Below are 17,764 nucleotides of genomic sequence, written 5' to 3' on the forward strand. Positions count from 1 at the left end.
ATGGATATCGCAGCTCTTAATAGTACTAAAGTTCTGAGATGGAATGTACTTAGGTGGATGTGCTTCTGCTTTGGCAGCTTATCTGCAATCTTTTCTGCCTTTAATTTAACAGTAAACAACTTTTATACACTTGGTTATTTAGAAATATGTTTTTCTTTATATTGTTTGTACACTTTTATTCGCTTAGGTAAACAAGCGCTTCAAGCTTGGCAATCGATTGTAATGTGCGCGCTTATTACATTAATAGTGGTGTTTGGAACTTACATAGCAACGCCTAAAAATGGTGTATTCATTTGGTCATTTGCGCTCCCCATTTTGTATTATCTTCTGCTTGGTAAATACGCAGGGGTAATTTTATCAGCGTCCTTACTTAGTCTGCAAAGTATTATCTTATTCGAAAAGTCGCCATTGCTCCCCTTTACCACATTTAATCTAAGCTTAAATTTATCACTCACGTACATAAGTATATGGGCAGTGTCACATATTTTTGAAGTGAGTAGGGCACATTCTTCTAAACGATTAAAAAACTTAGCATTACTTGATCCATTAACAGGAGCAGGCAATCGACTTTCAATGAGCCATTATTTTGAAGTGGAACTACAAGATAAATCTCAACTTTTTTTGTTTTTATTAGATTTAGATTTTTTCAAACAAGTGAATGATAAATATGGTCACGATGTCGGCGATAAAGTACTCGTAGAAATTGCTGCATTGTTAAGAGTGACTCTCGCTAAAGGGTATGTATTTAGAGTAGGAGGCGAGGAGTTTGCACTTCTTAGCTCATTCAAAAACGCTGATGATGCGTTTGCCGCTGCAGAAAAACTAAGATCGATAGTTGAAACCACTAATATAGACATTGACGGTAAAGTGATTAATTTAACCATCAGTATTGGGGTAACTGAATACAAAAATGGTCAAACTCTTCTTGAATTTGTGAACTTAGCAGATAAAGAACTCTATAAAGCAAAACGCCTTGGGCGCAATAAAGTATATGGTTAACGTATTGAAGAAAACTCTACTCAACTTGGTTTAATACATTTGTTCAAAGTTAGGAATGCCATTTTCCCAAATTGGTTTATCTTTTCCTAAGTACTCTCGGACCGCATCAAAAAACAATCGCGTTCGCACAGGTAAGTCACGATGTGGGTACACAGCATACATAGCACTGTATTCCATCAATTTTATATCCGTTAAGAGCGGAATTAATTTACCTTCGGTGATTTCATTGCCAATTATAAATGCGGGTGCTACAAAATAGGCCGTGCCTGAAATTGCTTTCATTAGGAGTACTTCCGCATCGTTTGCACGATATACGCTCTTTATTTTTTGCTCACAAGGCTCACCTTTACTATTGTAGTAATCGACTCCTTCAACCCTTATAGAATTGCTAGCATAGCTTGCTGCGGGCAAATCTGCTAAATCTTCCATTGTTTTAGGCATCCCATAAGTCTCTATAAACTCAGGTGCTGCGACAATCAATAGTCGGTTACGCGCAATTTTACGAGCAATAAGCGATGAATCTTTTGGCTCGCCAACTCTAAATGCTAAATCAAAGCCTTCGGACACAATATCAACGAGCCTATCATCTAAACGAAGTTCTACCTCAACCTGAGGAAAGCGTTTTTGAAAATTATTCAGTACCGGTTGCAAGTAACGGCGTCCGATCAAGGTTGATGATGTGATTTTTAATACGCCTCGGGGCTCTAAATGGTAGTTTTCAGCCATGCGCACTGTTTCACCAAGCAGCTCTCTTAGCTCAGCGGCTTTTTTTATCATTTCTGCGCCTGCAGCAGTGAGTGAAAATGAGCGAGTCGTGCGATTAAGTAGCCTAACGCCGAGTTCGTCTTCTAAGCGACTAATTTGCTTAGAAATAACAGAACGGTCAATGTTACGAATTTCAGCCGCTTTGGCAAAAGAGCCTTGTTCTACCACCTCAAGCAACATCAAAAGCCGACTTGTCGTATCCATTATTACATCCTAATTAATTTATTGATGCCATTTTGGCACTAATGAATTTAAAAATCTATGCTTTTTGTCCGCAAGTTTAATACGTACTATGCAACACTAATTATAAAAGGAGCGTCTTCATGAAAAAACATTTAATTGCTGCTGCACTCGCTGGCGCATTATTAACACTAGCGGGTTGTGCTGACGAAAGCACACCATCTTCAGCTCAGGCGCAACATCTTCAACCAATTGATGTTGCAACGGTACTTGTTAAACCAGTACAGAGTTGGCACACCTATACAACGCGTTTAGAGTCTCCTCAAGAAGTGGCATTAATGCCACGCGTGTCAGGTGTTATTGATCACATTGCATTTAATGAAGGCGACAATGTTAAAAAGGGCGACCTATTATTTAAGTTAGACGACCGCCCATTTGCGGCTGTGGTAGCCAGCCTTGAAGCACAAATTAACAGTGCACAAGCTGCATTAGAGCAAGCAAAAAGTGAAGCTAAACGCGCGGTACGTTTAACACAGCGTAAAGCAATCTCTACTGAGCAGGCTGAATCTCGTACATCTGTTTTACGCCAACGTGAAGCACAGCTTGCTGCTTTGCAAGCACAGCTTACATCAGCCGAACTAGATTTAGAATTCACTTCAATTGTATCGCCAATTGATGGTGTTATTTCGCGTGCAAACATTACTAAAGGCAATAATATTATTGCGGGTCAAAGTGTATTAACAAGCATTGTTTCTAATGAAAAAATGTATGCATACTTTGATATTGATGAACGCACTTGGAATAGTGCTTTTAGTAATGTAACAGCCGCTAGCCGCCAGCCTGTTGTTATGCAAAAAGTAGGGCAACACGACTTTGCATACAAAGGGTATATCAACTTTATTGATAACCAAATTAATGCCTCTACGGGTACTTTGCGTGTGCGCGCTGTATTTGACGAAGATAATAACCAACTTCGTTCAGGGTCATTTGCGCGTATTAAATTAGCGGCTAATTCAATTAGTGAACAAATTATTGTGCCAGACAGAGCAATCGGCACTGATTTAAAAAATCGCTTTGTATTAACCGTTGGCGAAAACAACGTATTGCAGTACAAATTAGTCACTGTGGGTGAGCGTTATGGTTCGCTTCGCGCAGTAACATCGGGTTTGTCTGAAGGTGATGTGATTGCCGTAAATGGTCCTGCTCGCGTAGGCCCAGGTATGCCAATTGCACCAAACACAGTGACAATAGACAGCAGTGATGTTGCATTCACACTCTCTAATGACGAATCACGCTTAGTGGCTAAGCAATAAGGTTTATTGATGAAATTTTCACACTTTTTTATTCAACGGCCGATATTTGCGGCTATGTTGTCTTTAGTTATTTTAATTGCAGGTGGCATTTCTTTATTTCAGCTACCGGTCAGTGAATATCCAGAAGTTGTTCCACCAACAGTAGTTGTAACAGCAAGTTACCCCGGTGCTAACCCAACGGTTATTGCTCAAACAGTGGCAACACCACTGGAGCAAGAAATAAACGGCACTGAAAACATGTTGTACATGTTTTCACAAGCAACCAGCGATGGGCGTATGACCCTAACGGTAACATTTGCATTGGGTACCGATTTAGACCGTGCTCAAGTACAAGTACAAAACCGTGTAAACAGTGCATTGCCGCGTTTGCCAGAAGAAGTACAACGTTTAGGCGTGGTGGCCGAAAAGTCATCACCGGATCTAACCATGGTGGTGCATTTATATTCGCCAGAAAAAACACACGATACCGCGTATTTATCTAACTATGCCGATTTGTATGTTAAAGACGAAATTGCACGACTACCTGGTGTAGGCGACATTCGCTTATTTGGTGCGGGCAAATACTCAATGCGGGTATGGTTAAACCCAGATGCATTAGCAGCACGTGAGCTAACAGCAACCGATGTTGTAACTGCGCTTCGTTCGCAAAACCAACAAGTGGCCGCAGGTAGCTTAGGTGCTCAGCCGGTATCAAACGACAGCCAATTCCAAATACTATTAAATGTGAAAGGGCGTTTAAATAGTATTGAAGAGTTTGAACAAGTAATTATTAAAGTAGGCGATGAAGGTCAGTTAACACGCTTATCTGATATTGCACGTGTTGAATTAGGGCAAGATACTTACTCACTGCGCGCAGAGTTAGACACTCAACCAGCGCTTGCAATGCCTATATTTCAGCGCCCAGGTTCTAATGCTATTGAGCTTTCGGATCAAGTGCGCGAAACCATGGCGCGTTTATCAAAAGATTTTCCTGAAGGGGTTAAATACGACATTGTTTACGATCCTACTGTATTTGTACGCGGCTCGATTGACGCAGTAATTGCAACGTTACTTGAAGCCATTGTACTGGTTGTAATTGTAGTTATTGTATTTTTACAAACATGGCGTGCGTCTATTATCCCGCTTATTGCTGTGCCTATTTCACTTATTGGTACGTTTGCTGTTATGCAGTGGTTGGGTGTGTCGATTAATACCTTATCGTTATTTGGCTTAGTACTTGCCATCGGTATTGTTGTAGATGATGCGATTGTAGTTGTAGAAAACGTTGAACGTAATATTGAGCAAGGTTTATCACCACTTGAAGCCACCCGCGTTGCTATGAACGAAGTAACCGGCCCTATTATTGCTATTGCATTGGTATTAAGTGCAGTATTTATTCCAACCGCCTTTATTACAGGTTTGTCTGGTCAGTTTTATAAGCAATTTGCACTTACAATTACAATTTCGACTATTATCTCAGCGTTTAATTCATTAACACTTTCACCTGCATTAGCAGCGCTGTTATTAAAATCGCACGATGCAAAACCAGATGCATTTACACGTTTACTAAATAAATTATTTGGTCGTTGGTTATTTAAACCATTCAACCGCATATTTGACCGTGGCGCAAAGGGCTACGAAAAATTGGTTAAAAAGCTAATTCGTCTAAGCCTAATTGCTATGGTGGCCTATGTTGCACTGGTTGGCGGTACAATTAAACTGTTTGATACCGTACCTGGTGGCTTTATTCCACAACAAGATAAGCAATACTTAGTGGCGATTGCTCAGTTACCAGACGCAGCAAGCCTTGACCGCACTGAAGATGTATTAAGACAAATGCAGCAAATTGCCTTAGATGTTCCGGGTGTTGCGCATACGGTTGCTTTTCCTGGTTTGTCGGTAAATGGTTTTACCAATAGCCCTAACAGCGGTATTGTTTTTACACCTTTAGATGCGTTTGAAGACCGCGCCGATCCAAGTAAATCTGCAATGGCAATTGCCGCGCAGCTAAACCAACGGTTTGCCGCAATTGATGAAGCATTTGTCGCGGTATTCCCGCCACCGCCAATTCAAGGTTTAGGCACAACAGGTGGCTTTAAGTTGCAAATTGAAGACCGATCAAACAAAGGATTCGAAGCGTTATTTAATAGCCTGCAAACGGTTATTGGTAAAGCACAGCAAGATCCTGCGTTAATGGGGCTTTACTCAAGTTTTCGTATTCAAGTACCACAAATGGATATAGATGTAGACCGCGAACAAGCACTAATTCAGGGTATTCCACTTGATGAAGTATTTAATGCATTACAAATTTACTTAGGTTCGGTGTATGTAAATGACTTTAACTTGTTTGGTCGTACGTACCAGGTAAATGCGCAAGCAGATGCTGATTACCGTTTAGACCCTGACCAAATCCTTAATTTAAAAGTAAGAAACCGCGCGGGTAACATGGTGCCATTAGGTTCAGTATTAACGGTTACACCAACAATTGGTCCTGACCGTGTAATGCATTACAACGGCTACCCAAGTGCAGAACTTAACGGCAGCCCAGCGCCGGGTTACAGCTCAGATCAAGCACAGCTGGCGATTGAAGCAATCCTTGCTGATAACTTGCCAAGTGGTATTGAATACGAGTGGACTGAGGTTACTTACCAACAAGTACTTGCGGGTAATACCATGGTGTATGTATTCCCACTGGTAGTGCTACTGGTATTTATGGTACTTGCTGCTCAGTATGAAAGCTTGCGTTTACCATTGGCTATTATTTTAATCGTGCCAATGACCATATTTTCAGCGCTACTTGGTGTGTGGTTTGTAGGTTCAGACAACAATATATTTACGCAAATAGCATTAATCGTATTAGTTGCCTTGGCATCCAAAAATGCGATTCTTATGATTGAATTTGCGAAAGATCAAAATGAGACTGGATTATCACATTTTGATGCCATATTAGCGGCGTGTCGTATGCGCCTGCGCCCAATATTAATGACCTCAATTGCGTTTACAGCTGGTGTTATACCGCTTGTATTGGCAACCGGCGCAGGAGCCGAAATGCGCCATGCAATGGGTAATGCCGTGTTCTCAGGCATGATTGGTGTAACCGTGTTTGGCTTATTGTTTACACCGGTATTTTATATGCTTGTAGTAAATAAAAAAGAAAAAGCGCAGGAGTTACCACATGAATAAGTTAGCAAATAAAACGCTAAAAACACGCTTAACAATAAGTACTGTATTGGTGGCTGCGTTTTTATCAGGCTGTGCGAGCAAAATAGATACGCTCAGTGAGCAAAACGCAATTAATGAGTTTGTTGCAAAAGCAGCCGTTGCTGAGCAGCTTACTGGCGCTGACGAAACAAGCTGGTGGAAAGGGCTTGAATCAACTCAATTGAATCAACTGGTAACTCAGGCACTTGCAAATAACTACGATTTAAAAACTAGCCAATTAACGCTTAAAAGTGCGCTCGCACGATTAGGTGAGCAAAAAGCACAATACCTGCCGCAAGGTGGCGCTGAAATTAGTGCTCAGCGCAGTGGCCTAGGCGATGTAAATAGCCGCCAATCAAGTGCTAATTTAGCACTCGACTGGCAACTTGATTTGTTTGGGCGCATTACAGCATTGGTTGATGCGGCAAATGCATCGGCTATGAGCCAAGCAGAGCAAGTACGTTTACTTCAGATTGAAGTAGTCTCGTCTGTTGTTAAAGGGTTTGTAAGCTATCAGGGTAATGTTGAAAAACAACACATTGTAGCGCTGCAAATAGAAGCGCTTGAACAAAGTATAGAGGTGCTACAAGCACGTGTTGATGAAGGTGTTGCAAGCGAACTTGATTTAAATCGTACTATGGCGCAGCTTAGACAGCAGCAAGCACTTGTTCCTGCTTTTGAATATGCAAAATATCGCGATTTATCTACGCTTGCCGTGCTTACTGGGCGTTTAACGCAAAACGTTGAATTAAGTAATGAACAAGCTATTTTAGAGCATGAGCTTAAGGTGTCTCTTAATGAGCCAAATAACGCAATTGCACTAAGACCCGATATTAGCCGTGCGCTTTATAACTTTAGCCAAGCTAACAGTTTAAGTGTTGCCGCAAGCAAAGCGTTATTGCCAGATATAAGTTTAAGTGGTTTTGCTGGAGTACTTAGTTTAGGTAGTAATGGCTTTAGTGATACACAACAACAGTGGCAAGTAGCGCCGCAGTTACAGTGGTCTATTTTAAGTTATCCTGCGCTTTTAGCGCAGCGTGACGCGCAGCAGTTTTTAAGTGAGGCCGCTTACAGCGATTATCAACAAGTGGTGTTAAGTGCACTAAGTGAAAGTGAACTTTCACTGCAATTGTTGGTCAATCAAGCACAGCAAAAACGCTTTGCCGATGAGCGTTATGACTTTGCTAATAAAGCATTTTTACAAGCACAGGCAATGTACGAAGAAGGGCAAATTCCTTATCTTGAGTTGTTAGATGCGCGTCAGGATGTTTTAATAGCGCAAGAGAACGCTGTCGATTCAAAAATTTCATCGCTACTCGCTAAAGTTAATGCTTATCAGTCATTTAACGGGCGATGGAGTTATGCTTTAAGCAACACTAAGAAGTAGAGTTATATTGATGCCTAATACTGATGTTACACATGAATACACTATACCGCACACTATGCGCGCCATTGTATTACCAGAGCCAAACGAAGAAATTAGCTTGGCTGACGTTCAATTGCCTGTCCCAGAGTGTGCAGACAACGAATTGCTTATTAAAGTTGAATACGTTGGCTTAAATCCTGTTGATGGGCAATTTGCCAAATCGGGTTTTTGTAATTGGCAATACCCCCATGTTTTAGGTCTTGACGCCGTGGGAGTGGTGGTAAAAGCAAATAAAGGCGTTTTTCCTAGCGTGGGTGAGCGGGTCATGTGGCATGCCAGTGTGGGTGGTCAAGGTGTATTGAGTGAATACACAAAAGTACCTAACTACGCAGTATCGGTATTACCAGCAGGGTTAAGCCCTGCGGTGGCCGCTATTTTGCCTTGTGCCGGTATGGCTGCACTTATAAGCATAGACAAATTAAGTATTAACGAAGGCGACACTGTACTTATCGAAGGTGGTGCGGGGGCCGTAGGGCAGTTTGCTATTCAGTATGCTAAGCAGCGGGGGGCAAACGTTTTTGCAACTGCATCAAAGCGAAACCATAAACTGGTTAAGCAGTTAGGTGCTGAGGTGGTTTTTGATTACAACGATAAAAAGTTGTGTGACAAAATTCGCAGAGAGCTCGGCCCACAAGGTTTTGATGCCGTTATAGATACAATTGGTGGTGAGTCAACAGCTCGTAATATTGAGTTAATGCGTTTTTGCGGCAAAATTGCATGCCTAAATCCATTGCCATGCTTTGATCAGGACCTAATGTATCGCAGAGCGCCCAATATTAGCGTGGTATCGCTTGGTGGTGCATGGCTTGCTAATAGTTTATGTGCACAACAGCGTTTAAGCTTTATGGGTAACTTATTGCTAGAAGGCGCGTGTAATGGCGATATTAAAACGCCTGCACTCACCGCAGTTGAGTTTAATGCACAGGCTGTGTCTGATGCGCTTAATAAGCAATTAGCGGGTGGTTTTACGGGTAAACAAGTTGTTCATGTAGCACCATAAGCATACGTCACTTTAAAAAACGCAGCATTTTATGCTGCGTTTTTTTATGCCTATTTTATGTATTTTGCATCCCACCAAATCGTATTTTTATTTATTAACCTGAACTCTGGTTAAGAGATTTACTAACATATTGAATCATGGTGATATTTAAATTTATTTTCTCTAGCCAGAGATTTTCAATGAAAACAAGGCGAATTTACGCGTCAATAGCTGGCCTATTGCAAGTAAATTCAACGCAGTTAGCGCTGAAAATAGCTGCTAGAGATAGATTTATTATCCAGAGTTCAGGTTTATTAGCTGTTTTATTCATCATTTTAGTCAAAATACTTTTTTTCAGCGTACAACTGTAAGCCTTTGTGTTTCAACAGTTTACGTTCAGGTAAAGAAAATAAATTGAAAAAACTGTTAATTAATTGAATAGAGTAATTGATCTAAACGATTTTTTATGACGTAATGTAGGTATTATTTAGCTGGTCGGATGAGTTCAATCATGAGTTTACGTACAAAACTAAAAAAAGTATTACCAAGTATTTCTATCACAGAACAAGAAGCGCTAGACGCGGGTGATGTATGGCTTGAAGGGTCTATCTACCAAGGTAAACCTGATTTCAGCGCATTGCGCGACGTACCTGCTGCTACATTAAGCGCAGACGAGCAAGCATTCTTAGACGGTCCAGTAAAAGAACTACTGGGCATGATTGACGATTCAGTGATTCAAAACGGCATTCATTTACCAAATGACATCTTAGAATTTTTGAAAAAAGAGCGTTTTTTCTCGCTTATCATTCCTAAGTCGTTTGGTGGTTTAGAGTTTAGCCCTTATGCAAACTCTACTATTGTTGGCACAATTGCGACTAAAAGTTCAGCAGTTGCGGTAACCGTCATGGTTCCAAACTCGTTAGGCCCAGGTGAGTTACTACTTCACTTTGGTACGCAAGAACAGCAAGCACATTACCTACCACGCCTAGCAAATGGTACAGATATTCCATGTTTTGCATTAACAAGCCCAGAAGCGGGTTCTGATGCAGGCGGTATTCCTGATGTTGGTAAAGTAACTAAAGGTATGTACAACGGCGAAGAAGTGCTTGGTTTAGAAATTACTTGGGACAAGCGCTACATTACACTTGCACCTATTGCTACCGTACTTGGTTTAGCATTTAAAGTAGTTGACCCAGATGGTTTATTAGGTGGTAAAGAAAACTTAGGTATTACCTGTGCACTTATTCCAAAAGAGCACCCAGGTGTTGAGCTTGGTAATCGCCACGACCCTATGGGTATTCGTTTTTACAACGGTACTACACGTGGTAACAAAGTATTTGTACCAATGGACTTTGTTATTGGCGGGCAAAAAAACATCGGCCGTGGTTGGCAAATGCTGGTTAGCTGTTTAGGTGCCGGCCGTGGTATTTCATTACCTGCGCTAGGTGTTAGTACAGCACAAGTTGCATTTAAATCAGCGTCTGAATACGCAGCAGTGCGTGAACAGTTTGGTTTAGCCATTGGCCAGTTTGAAGGTATTCAAGAAAAACTAGCTGACATTGCAGGTAAAACATACCTACAAGAAGCAATGCGCGTACTTACAACTGAAGGCTTAGGCATGGGCTTAAAGCCATCAGTAGTAACCGCAATCGCTAAATACCACATGACAGAGCTTGGTCGCGACGTACTTGATTCAGCAATGGATATTCAAGCAGGAAAAGCGATTCAAAACGGTCCACAAAATACCTTAGCAAGTGGTTATGTTGCTCAGCCGATTGCCATTACGGTAGAAGGCGCGAACATTCTTACTCGTAACCTAATGATTTTTGGTCAAGGTGTTATGCGTTGTCACCCATATTTACAATCTATGGTTGAGTCAATTCACAGCGAAGACAAAGGCGCAGATAAAGAATTTAACGGTATTTTACGTAAAACAATTGGCTACAGCACAGCAAACAGCTTACGTGCTTTCCGCCTTGGTGTTTTACCATTTACAGCAAGTGCTAACTCTGAATTGCCAGAAGTACGCGACTACGAAAAAGCAGTACATAAACTATCTGCAAAACTTGCAGTGTACGCAGACTTTTCGTTACTTGTACTTGGCGGTAAGTTAAAACAAGCAGAAATGCTATCGGCACGTTTAGGCGATGTAATGAGCTTCTTATATGCAGCTATGGCATCAATTAAATATTACGAGCAAAAAGTATCAAGTAGTGACCGTGAGCAAGCAGCGCCGTATTTCCATTACGCGACGCGTTTTGCACTACAAAGTGCTGAAGAAGCATTGCATAAGTTTTTAGATAACTTCCCTGCAAGTGGTACACGTAAGTTTATTCGTTTCATTACAATGAACTACTCAACTAAAATGCCAAAAATTAGCGATGATTTAATCCGCGAACTAGCTAAGCAAGCTCAGCTAGATACCGCATTTAAAGCGCAAATTACGCATTTAGTTAAGCCAGTTGAGGGCGATGGTCATCATATTAATGAGCAAGCTTACAAAGCTAAAATGGCATCACTTGGCGAGCTGGCTAAAGTTAAAAAAGCACTACGTGCTAAAGTAATTAAACCAGGTGCACGTTTTAACATTACGCTTGATAATGCACTAGCGGCGAACGTAATTACCCAAGCTGAACACGTTCAGTTAATTGATTACAACATCAAACGTGAAAAAGCGATTCGTGTAGATGAGTTCGATTTTGATATGAACATACTAGACGATAACGCACAGCCGATTAACCCGCTTAAAAGCGTAGTTAATCAGTAAAATTAAATTCAATGATGCAAAGCGCCCGCAGTATCGGCGCTTTTATTCTTGAAAAGTATTAGTGTGGAGCCCCGCTTGTGTAAAAACAAGCGGGGTTTTTTTATGTTTTTAAAATGGAAATAGATAGCGGTATTGATTTGTAAGCGAGTATGTATGTGTAGAGGACTAAAAAGAGACGCTTATAATCTTGAAAAAGGGCTGATAACCCCGTTAGCACCTTGTTGTAGTACATGGGTATAAATTTGTGTAGTTTTAACATCAGAATGGCCAAGCTGAGCTTGAACAGTTCTTATATCGGCGCCATTTTGCAGTAGATGAGTAGCAAAAGAGTGTCTTAATGTATGAGGTGTTATTATTTTTGTTAACCCTGATTTTTGGACGGCTTTTTTAACCTCTTTTCTAATACAAGAGTGATGAAAATGATGTCGCCTTATTTCACCACTTTGAGGATCTGAACTTAATATATGAGAAGGAAATAAATATTGCCACGCAAGCGATTTTGCGGCACTTGGATATTTTTTTGTTAAAGCATATGGCATCCATACGCCAGAATATTCCGTATTATTTAAATCCAGTTTTAAATAGTCATCAACGTTCAAAATTTGATTTCTCAGCATAGGAATTAGCTCTGTGGCCAGCGTAACAATGCGGTGTTTATTACCTTTTCCATTCCATACTTGAATGCATTTATAATCAAAATCAATATCTTTTACTCTTAATTGCACCGCTTCCATTACTCTTAAGCCACTTCCATACATAAGGGCTGCAATTAAATAATAGCGCTTATTTAAATGAGCCATCAACATTTTAACTTCCTCTGGGGTCATCACGACAGGGAGCTTTGCTTGTTTTTTACTACGAGCAAAATTTAAATTTAATGAGAGTTCTTTTTTTATTATGTGCTTGTATAAAAATGACAATGAATTGAGTGCGGTGGCTTGCGTACGTGGTGCAACGTTTTGCTTTAACACTAAATGTTCTAAGTAGCGTTCGACTTCATTGTCCCCCATTGAGGCGGGATGGCGTTTATTATGAAAATGGATATAAGATGCAATCCATCTTAGGTAGGTATCTACGGTGCGTAATGAATACTGACGTACCAACATATAATCGGCTATATAATTTAAAAATGGAGAACGTGTTTTCATATTACCACCAATAATAACGCTGTTTTTATATACAGTATAGTTGTGCTGCTCCCATATTCAAGAAAATGAGCGACGAGCGCATTTTCTCTTTTATTGAGAGTTTGAATGCTAATAAAAAATTATATATAGCAATGTGTTAAGTTATTTGGTAAAAAAGAATTATTGAATACATGAGCGTGACATTGGCAGATATATACGCGATGAGCGCACTATAAAATTGTTAGGCTTTCTTGGAGATTTGGTGTAATTATGGATGAAATAAAAGTTTTAGATTTAGACCCTAAAAGATTTAATGCACTTGCCGCTCAATCTAGAAGCCCTGCTGCCGCATATATGAGTGAAGAATTAGCATATTATACGGATGACAATGAAATTGTTTTAGGACTTGTACTAAAAGATACAATAGATAATGACTTTGTTGGTGTGTTATTCGGAAGAGATGAAGGAAATAGATTTAGAGCCTTCGATGTTGAAGCATCTATCGAAACACAAGAGCAGGCAGTTACTTGGGTAAAAGGTGGGATCAAGTGGCACGTAGGTAAAGATAAAAAAGAATTTCCTCAAGGCGACAATCAGAAAAAAGTAGATTTATTCACTCCTATTGTTCCAGTACATAAACAACATTTATATTTCTCAAAACTATCGCAAGAAGAATCTTTTGTACCTGCAAAAACGGTTATTAATGAGCTAATGTCTCATTTTGTTGATATTGATGGTAACTTTGTTGAGCAATTTCAAAGCACAGGATTTGACGCAAGGTTGTGGGAGCTTTACCTAAATACTTACCTAAATGAAGAAGAGTTATTTTTCAATAGAGAATATAATGCGCCAGATTTCATTGTTGAAAAGTACGGAAAAAAAGTAGCAATTGAAGCCGTTATAGTGGGTAGAAAACCTGACAATCCTGTTTCTGCTTTTAAAGTCGAGCCTAAATATTTACATCCATCTGATATTAAAGAAAAACATGAAAACGAGATGCCAATAAAATTTGGTAGCCCATTATATACCAAATTAAAAAAGGAATATTGGAACCTTGATCAGGTTAAAGGTAATCCACTTGTTTTTGCAATAGCGGATTTTCATGATGATCAATCAATGCAGTGGAGTTCTAATGCCTTAATTAATTACCTTTATGGTGTTAAACATGAGTTTCATCGTGATGAAGATGGGAAATTAATAATTTCAGCTCTAAAGATTGATAAACATGAGCTTAACGGTAAAGAGATACCTTCTGGTTATTTCTTTCAACCAGATGTTGAAAATGTGAGTGCGATTATATTTTCTGCGAGTGGCACAATTTCGAAATTTAACCGTATTGGGAAGCAAGCAGGATTTGGTGGTGATAATATTATAATGCACCGTTTTGGTACGCATCATGACCATGATCCTAATGCTTCCCTACCAAAAACATTTAAGTATCAAGTGACAACTAAATCAAAAGAGACATGGGCGGAAGGATTATCAATGTTTCACAATCCTAATGCCAAATTTCCAGTACCTGAAGAGCTTTTTCCTTCAATTGCCCATCATCACTTTGATGATGGGCAAATAGTAAGCTCACTACCTGAGTTTCACCCGTATTCGTCTACAACCATGAATTTAAAATTGACGAAATAAAAGCCTAACAAGGGTTTTCAAGTCGGACAAATTACAGTTGGCTTTTTGTTCGTACCTCACTTATTTTAGCCAACTGCAATTTGCCGCTTAAAACGGCGTTAGTTCGCCTTTTAATTTGGCATGTATTTAGTTTCTGCTTGAAAGTTGTTGATTAGAATTAAAGTGATTTTGTGTTCGGAAACTGGCGCGCTGTGAGTTTGTAAAACATTCGCTCATTCCGCCAATACTCGTCTGCGCGCGTTAAGCCAACAGGTTGCTACGTTCGATTAATTCTTGCTTTTGATAATGGCGTCATTCTGGTTTTCAGTTTTTAATAATGTAGCTTTGAATGTGTCACTGTTTTAGAAATGAGCTCTGTTTTTTGATCTATGAACAGAGTAAAGTAACCAATAATCAGAAAGTTAATGAAAAATGTAGTGTTGTCCAAGCGGCAACTAACAAGGGCTTTAAACGGAACTAAAACAGTTGGCTTAGTTTCGCTTCGCTCCACATTTTAGCCAACTATTTTAGTCCGCTTAAGCTGGCGTTAGAATTAAGGAGATATTAGTGAATTGTTTAGTAGTATTAGCACACCCACTTGATAATAGTCTTTGTCGTTACCTCTCTGAGGAAACAATTTCGCATCTAATGTCCAAAGGATATAATGTTGAAATAAAGGACTTGTATCAAGATGGATTTGATCCTGTTTTAAGTAAACAGGAAAGGAAAAGTTACTATGAAAATGAGTTTGATGTTAATGAGTTGAATGAAGAAATTGCACAACTAAAAAACACTGAATCTTTGGTACTAATCTTTCCTACGTGGTGGTTTGGCTTTCCTGCAATTTTGAAAGGGTGGTTTGATCGAGTCTGGGCTCCTGGGCATGCATACAATCATGCATCAGACCTTGGTGCAATTACACCGTGTTTAAGTAATCTAAAGGAAGTTAAAGTAATAACAACTTTGGGGGCACCATGGTGGGTTGATATTTTTGTACTTTGGAAGCCTGTAAATAGAATAATTAGAATAGCTTTATTAGGGGCTTGTGCTAAGAAGTGTAAATTCAAAATGTTGTCTTTCTATAAAAGCGAAAATGCATCAAAATCAAGAGTCGCACGCTTTGTAGATAAGATGAGAGCTTGCTTTTAATTCTGCTAAATATAAATTCTAACAAGCTAATCAACTGGACGTATTACGGCTGTCGCTGTTTTTGCTAAAAACAAAAGCAGCAAAAACAACACCAACCTACACGCCAGTTATTAGGGCGTTGGTATGACTCCCACTGTCAAGTTAAACGCACTGATCCTTGCTTAACTTTTTAAGCCATAATTACTTTAGCTCGAATTAGAGCGAGTTAATACATAGGATGAAGCAAGTAATGTCGTCGGTTATCTTGCTGATATTCGTTGGTTATTACTATTTCTAGTAACAGAGCAGACCTTACTTATTTCGTCGTGGCACCTGTCTTCAGTCTATGTTCGTGGTTCAATGAAGCGTTAGCTACATTGCCATCCTAACGCCGTCGGTGGTTGTGCCACTCCCGATGCTTGATCCCATGCATTAACTCTAATTCGTTTATCATGCGGGTACTCTTGCCAATCTAAGTTTTGCGTTCACTGGCGTAAGTACCACTTCTTTTGCAATGGCCCAAATGTACGCAATCATTTCTCGGGCTATTGCGGTGACAACCAGGTTGTAGTGCTTCCCTTTGGCTATCATTTTTTTATAGCGCTTGCAGAGCCTAAGCTGTGCTTTCCATGCAATATCAATAATGTCTTTTGGTAAACCTTCTTGTCGTTTTTGCATATCTGTTGATATATTTGCTGCATATCGATAAGTGTGTGCACCTTCAACAAGAAGGCGCCTCGCTCGGCCGTTTCCGCATTTTGTGATGGCGCCAATATGGCGTTTGCCACCACTCGAGTGCTCACTAGGTACAAGACCAAGATAACTCATTAATTTGCGGGGGTGGTCGAAGCGCGATAAATCGCCAAGCTCAGCAACAACGCCGGTGGCGACCAACAAACGAACGCCACGCATAGCTTGTATTGCTTTTACTACAGGATAATAACGCCACTGGTGAACATGGTGTGTTAGTTCATTGTCTAGCCGTTCAAGTCGGCTTATTCGTTCATTAATTGTGTGTAAAAACTCTTGTAAGACGATGTGCTGCGCGGGATGTGGCAACACAAGCTCAGTGAGCCAACGTAAATGTTTTTGTGACCAATTTGCAGTGCCTCTGTAATTAATATTATTGCGAAGCAGCAGTGCCTTTAATTGATATTTAGCATCTTTTAAATCCTTCATTGCCACTTCGCGTGCGCGAGATAAATCACGTACGGCTTCATCTTCAGGCTCGGGAACATAAATAGGTGTTAAATCTTCAGATTTAAGTAATTTAGCGAGCTTAAGGGCATCACGTTTATCGGTTTTAATCTTCTCACCTGGCTTTTTGGGAATAAGAGAGGGTGCAACCACATAACAGCAATGGCCGAGACTGGTAATTAATCTGTAAATCCAATAACCACATGGGCCAGCTTCATAAACAAAATGAAGTGTTGCGCCAGGGTATTTGGATTCAAACTGACGAACAAGCTTTTGAACGGCCACTTTGGAAGACGAAACTCGGCCAAGATGAACGGGTTTCGCACCTCTATGTTCTTCAATATAGGCGACTTCATTGAATTCTTTATGTGTATCAAGACCGATAAAAAGTATGCTATGTTTATTCATGTTAGCCTCTGCTGTTTAGTTAATTAACAAACTAATTATGGCTCTGGCTTTGAATTAAGCTAACCCACGAAAAGCGGAGGCTAACACCGTGTGGGAGTCATTATGTCTAGGCATACAAGGATAGTTCAGTGCAAAAATTAACTTTAGTATTTATATCCCTTATTTTATCTTTTTCAAGTTTTGCAAATGATAAATTAACGGCAGATCAATTAATCGAAAAAGCAAAGGCATTTGTTTCAGCCAAAAATGCTCGCCAACAGCCAAATACAACTACTAAAGATATAGACCATTATATATCGCTATTATCTGATAATTTCATTGATGAACATGTTAAATTCAAGTTTACGTATACTGATAAATCGAAACTCCGTTCAGATATGGTTGGTAAACTAAAGGATAAAGTTATAAACAGTAATATTGAGATAAACGAAATTATGGTTGGGGCTAATGTTGTTTTTATAAAAATGACTGAAATGGGTAAGGTTAAACCTGCACATTTAGATAAAACCATTGAATATAGTAAAACTAATATTGTCTCATTAGAGTTTAACGAATCAGGTTTAGTAAAGCACATCCGCAGGCACCACGGTTAATGTATGCCTAACAACACGCCCTGAGGTGGACAGCAAGCGCTAAAGCTCACTTTCCACCGCAAATTTTAACAGCGGTGATCCCTTA

General features: G+C 39.9%; 12 protein-coding genes. 9 read left to right on the forward strand and 3 right to left on the reverse strand.

What is annotated here, in order from left to right; translation table 11 throughout:
* On the forward strand, nt 1–999 hold the full coding sequence (locus tag NRL14_RS11085) for a GGDEF domain-containing protein (RefSeq protein ID WP_007375511.1): 999 nt from the start codon (nt 1–3) through the stop codon (nt 997–999).
* 30 nt (nt 1,000–1,029) lie between these two features.
* Here the strand turns inward: NRL14_RS11085 and NRL14_RS11090 are convergent, their stop codons facing one another.
* The gene (locus NRL14_RS11090; RefSeq protein WP_007375510.1) at nt 1,030–1,968 is read right to left on the reverse strand and encodes a LysR family transcriptional regulator; all 939 of its coding nucleotides are present in this window, start codon (nt 1,966–1,968) and stop codon (nt 1,030–1,032) included.
* 119 nt (nt 1,969–2,087) lie between these two features.
* On the opposite strand from NRL14_RS11090, the gene NRL14_RS11095 reads away from it, so the two are divergent.
* The 5 genes from NRL14_RS11095 (at nt 2,088) to NRL14_RS11115 (ending at nt 11,609) form a co-directional block, all read left to right on the forward strand.
* Nucleotides 2,088–3,257 carry an efflux RND transporter periplasmic adaptor subunit gene (locus tag NRL14_RS11095; protein WP_149615196.1) on the forward strand — a complete coding sequence of 390 codons (1,170 nt, stop codon included), beginning with the start codon at nt 2,088–2,090 and terminating at the stop codon, nt 3,255–3,257.
* Nucleotides 3,258–3,266: 9 nt separating this feature from the next.
* On the forward strand, nt 3,267–6,419 hold the full coding sequence (locus NRL14_RS11100) for an efflux RND transporter permease subunit (RefSeq protein ID WP_007375508.1): 3,153 nt from the start codon (nt 3,267–3,269) through the stop codon (nt 6,417–6,419).
* Nucleotides 6,412–7,824 (forward strand): TolC family protein, encoded by a 1,413-nt coding sequence (locus NRL14_RS11105; protein ID WP_306724675.1) that lies wholly within the window; start codon nt 6,412–6,414, stop codon nt 7,822–7,824. The genes NRL14_RS11100 and NRL14_RS11105 overlap by 8 nt, the downstream gene beginning before the upstream one ends.
* 10 nt (nt 7,825–7,834) lie before the next feature.
* A complete protein-coding gene (locus tag NRL14_RS11110) occupies nt 7,835–8,863 on the forward strand; it encodes a zinc-binding dehydrogenase (protein WP_008134310.1) in 1,029 nt (342 codons plus the stop codon).
* Between the two features lie 490 nt (nt 8,864–9,353).
* Nucleotides 9,354–11,609 (forward strand): acyl-CoA dehydrogenase, encoded by a 2,256-nt coding sequence (locus NRL14_RS11115; protein ID WP_007375505.1) that lies wholly within the window; start codon nt 9,354–9,356, stop codon nt 11,607–11,609.
* Nucleotides 11,610–11,788: 179 nt separating this feature from the next.
* On the opposite strand, the gene NRL14_RS11120 is transcribed toward NRL14_RS11115, so the two are convergent.
* Nucleotides 11,789–12,757: an integron integrase gene (locus tag NRL14_RS11120; RefSeq protein ID WP_149605093.1), complete on the reverse strand. Its 969-nt coding sequence runs from the start codon at nt 12,755–12,757 to the stop codon at nt 11,789–11,791.
* Nucleotides 12,758–13,006: 249 nt separating this feature from the next.
* On the opposite strand from NRL14_RS11120, the gene NRL14_RS11125 reads away from it, so the two are divergent.
* The gene (locus NRL14_RS11125; protein ID WP_306724676.1) at nt 13,007–14,374 is read left to right on the forward strand and encodes a hypothetical protein; all 1,368 of its coding nucleotides are present in this window, start codon (nt 13,007–13,009) and stop codon (nt 14,372–14,374) included.
* A 546-nt stretch (nt 14,375–14,920) separates the two neighbouring features.
* The gene (locus NRL14_RS11130; RefSeq protein ID WP_306724677.1) at nt 14,921–15,502 is read left to right on the forward strand and encodes an NAD(P)H-dependent oxidoreductase; all 582 of its coding nucleotides are present in this window, start codon (nt 14,921–14,923) and stop codon (nt 15,500–15,502) included.
* Between the two features lie 429 nt (nt 15,503–15,931).
* On the opposite strand, the gene NRL14_RS11135 is transcribed toward NRL14_RS11130, so the two are convergent.
* Nucleotides 15,932–17,086 carry an IS110 family transposase gene (locus tag NRL14_RS11135; RefSeq protein WP_306724678.1) on the reverse strand — a complete coding sequence of 385 codons (1,155 nt, stop codon included), beginning with the start codon at nt 17,084–17,086 and terminating at the stop codon, nt 15,932–15,934.
* Nucleotides 17,087–17,214: 128 nt separating this feature from the next.
* Here NRL14_RS11135 and NRL14_RS11140 point away from each other — a divergent pair, with 128 nt between their 5' ends.
* Nucleotides 17,215–17,679 (forward strand): nuclear transport factor 2 family protein, encoded by a 465-nt coding sequence (locus NRL14_RS11140; RefSeq protein ID WP_306724679.1) that lies wholly within the window; start codon nt 17,215–17,217, stop codon nt 17,677–17,679.
* Nucleotides 17,680–17,764 lie beyond the last annotated feature (85 nt).

This window comes from Pseudoalteromonas sp. 20-92 (genome assembly GCF_030847595.1).
GTDB classification, from domain to species: Bacteria; Pseudomonadota; Gammaproteobacteria; order Enterobacterales; family Alteromonadaceae; genus Pseudoalteromonas; species Pseudoalteromonas fuliginea.